Source organism: Vogesella mureinivorans, from assembly GCF_007644035.1.
Lineage (GTDB): Bacteria > Pseudomonadota > Gammaproteobacteria > Burkholderiales > Chromobacteriaceae > Vogesella > Vogesella mureinivorans.
This window is the reverse complement of the sequence record NZ_VMTV02000819.1, coordinates 1-302: the sequence shown is the minus strand read 5'-3', so window position 1 is coordinate 302 and position 302 is coordinate 1. Positions and strand designations below refer to the sequence as shown.

General features: G+C 64.6%; 1 protein-coding gene. It reads right to left on the bottom strand.

Annotation, left to right across the window (positions count from 1 at the left end):
• Positions 1-302 (bottom strand): type IV secretion system protein (locus tag FLQ44_RS19785; protein WP_206209004.1); only part of this gene is annotated, 302 nt, incomplete at both ends.

The window sequence follows — 302 nt, the reverse complement described above, 5'->3', positions numbered from 1 at the left end:
GCCGGCCCGCCTGAGACGATGCCGTTCGCTACGCCGGGGCCGAAGATCGCCAAGCCAAGCAGCGACAGCGCGCCGAGCGCGATCGACATCGCTTGCTCCAGCGTGGGCTCTGGGCCAGCGGCGGCGGTGAATTGACTGAACAACGTCGTGCCGATGCCGGTGATGACGGCGAGCACGAGAACTTTGATGCCGGTGGAGACGACATGGCCCAACACCTTCTCGGCCATGAAGGCGGTCTTGCTGAAGAAGGCGAACGGCAACAGCACGAAGCCGGCGAGCGTCACCAGCTTGAACTCGATCAG